Source organism: Fulvivirga lutimaris (assembly GCF_009711525.1).
Classification (GTDB): domain Bacteria; phylum Bacteroidota; class Bacteroidia; order Cytophagales; family Cyclobacteriaceae; genus Fulvivirga; species Fulvivirga lutimaris.
This window is the reverse complement of the sequence record NZ_SMLV01000117.1, coordinates 1-2,084: the sequence shown is the minus strand read 5'-3', so window position 1 is coordinate 2,084 and position 2,084 is coordinate 1. Positions and strand designations below refer to the sequence as shown.

The 2,084-nt window shown below is 39.3% G+C and carries 2 protein-coding genes; both read right to left on the bottom strand.

Annotated elements, in window-relative coordinates:
• A partial coding sequence (locus E1140_RS00570; RefSeq protein WP_484494441.1) for a GH3 auxin-responsive promoter family protein occupies positions 1-1,355 on the bottom strand: 1,355 nt, incomplete at its 3' end.
• A 66-nt stretch (positions 1,356-1,421) separates the two neighbouring features.
• The coding region (gene lptB / locus E1140_RS00565; RefSeq protein ID WP_155178008.1) for an LPS export ABC transporter ATP-binding protein at positions 1,422-2,084 on the bottom strand (663 nt) is incomplete at its 5' end.

Here is a 2,084-nt window from a genome sequence, read left to right as displayed (position 1 = left end):
CGCTTAGCGTCATAGTCAGAGTTTACTGCGCGTAAGCTTTCATCTAAAATTTTTATAAAGGTTTCCAGATTATCAGGCTTTTGGCGGAATTCAACAATCCATTCATGACCACCACGTTTTCCTTCTTCAAAGTAGATGGGAGCAGCAGTAAAATTGTCAATAACTGAATTGGTTTCTCTGCATGCCTTAGTTATTGCAGTTTCAGCATTTTCTATAATAAGCTCTTCACCAAAAGCATTTATAAAATGCTTTGTCCTGCCAGAAATCTTAATTCTATACGGGTCAGTTGAAGTAAACTTGACTGTGTCACCAATATTATACCTCCAAAGGCCTGCATTGGTGCTGATAATTAGCGCATAATTTTGACCTACTTTTACCTGATCTAATGAAAGTATAGTCGGGTATTCGTTATCCAGTTCCTCAAAAGGGATGAATTCATAAAAGATACCATAGTCAAGCATCAGCAATAATTCATCAGAGTCTGTCCGATCTTGAATACCAAAGAAACCTTCTGAGGCATTATAGGTTTCCATATACCTCATTTGATTGGTGGGTATCAGCTTTTTAAAGAGTTCTTGGTACGGTGTGAAGGCTACTGCACCATGAAAAAAGACTTCTAGGTTTGGCCAAACTTCCAGAATATTGGTCGTTCCTTTTATTTCCATTATTCTTTGAAGCAAAAGAATAGTCCATGTAGGGACACCTGAAAGGCTGGTCACATTTTCTTCAGCCGTGAGGCTGGCCATTTTTTCAATTTTCTCTTCCCATTTGTCCATCAGCGCTACCTCCAGACTTGGAGTCCTTATGAACTGGGCCCATAAAGGAAGGTTTTTCATAATTACAGCTGATACATCACCATAATAAGAATTCTCATTAGGGTTAAATTCATTGATCTGATGACTACCTCCTATCGCCAGCCCCTTTCCGGTAAACATTTTGGCCTCAGGGTAATTGTTGACATAAATAGAAATCAAATCTTTGCCACCTTTGAAGTGACAGTCTTCCAATGTTTCTGGAGAAACAGGTATAAACTTGCTTCTTGCATTTGTAGTACCACTGGACCTTGCAAACCAGGTGATTTCTGAAGGCCATAGTAAGTTCTGCTCTCCGCGCATTAAACGCTCTATATAAGGAAAAAGCTCTTCGTAAGACTGTACAGGCACCCTGCTTTTATAGTCTTCATGAGAGTTAATGCTTTTGAAATCGTACTTCTTACCAAACTCCGTTTGCCTGGCTTGTTCAATTAGTTTTTTGAATATTTCTCCTTGTACGTCATGCGGATACTTAATAAAAAGCTCGATATCATGTATCCGCTTTTTCATAACCCAAGTAAGTATGGAATTGAATATATCCACTGATTAGTTTTAGATGCCTAAACTGTTAAATTATGAAAAAAAGGAAAACTATTAGCCTATGGCCAATTAGATTTTCCGCTTTAATTCGAAGGACTGACCGAGATAAACTCTCCTCACTTGTTCATCAGCTGCAAGTTCCTCTGCAGAGCCCGATTTAAGCAGCTTTCCTTCGAACATGAGGTATGCTCTATCAGTAATGGAAAGGGTTTCATTTACATTATGGTCAGTAATTAGGATGCCTATATTTTTTGTCTTGAGCTTAGCTACAATCGTTTGGATTTCTTCAACAGCAATTGGGTCAACACCTGCAAAGGGTTCATCTAAAAGCACGAAATTTGGATCTACCGCCAGAGCTCTTGCTATCTCTGTTCTTCGTCTTTCACCACCAGAAAGCACCATACCAAGGTTTTTTCTAACATGCGTTAAAGAAAACTCTTCAAGTAAAGCTTCCATTTTCTCTTTTTGCTCTTTTTTTGGAATCTTTCGCATTTCCAGCACTGCCATGATATTTTCTTCTACTGTCAGCTTTCTGAAAACCGAAGCTTCCTGAGCCAGATAACCGATGCCTAGCTTGGCACGTCTGTACATCGGCAGGTCAGTAATATTTTCGCCATCAAGAAATATCTCGCCTTCATTAGGTTTAATTAACCCCACTATCATGTAGAATGTAGTTGTTTTTCCTGCACCGTTAGGCCCCAGTAGTCCAACTATTTCTCCTTGTTCCACCTG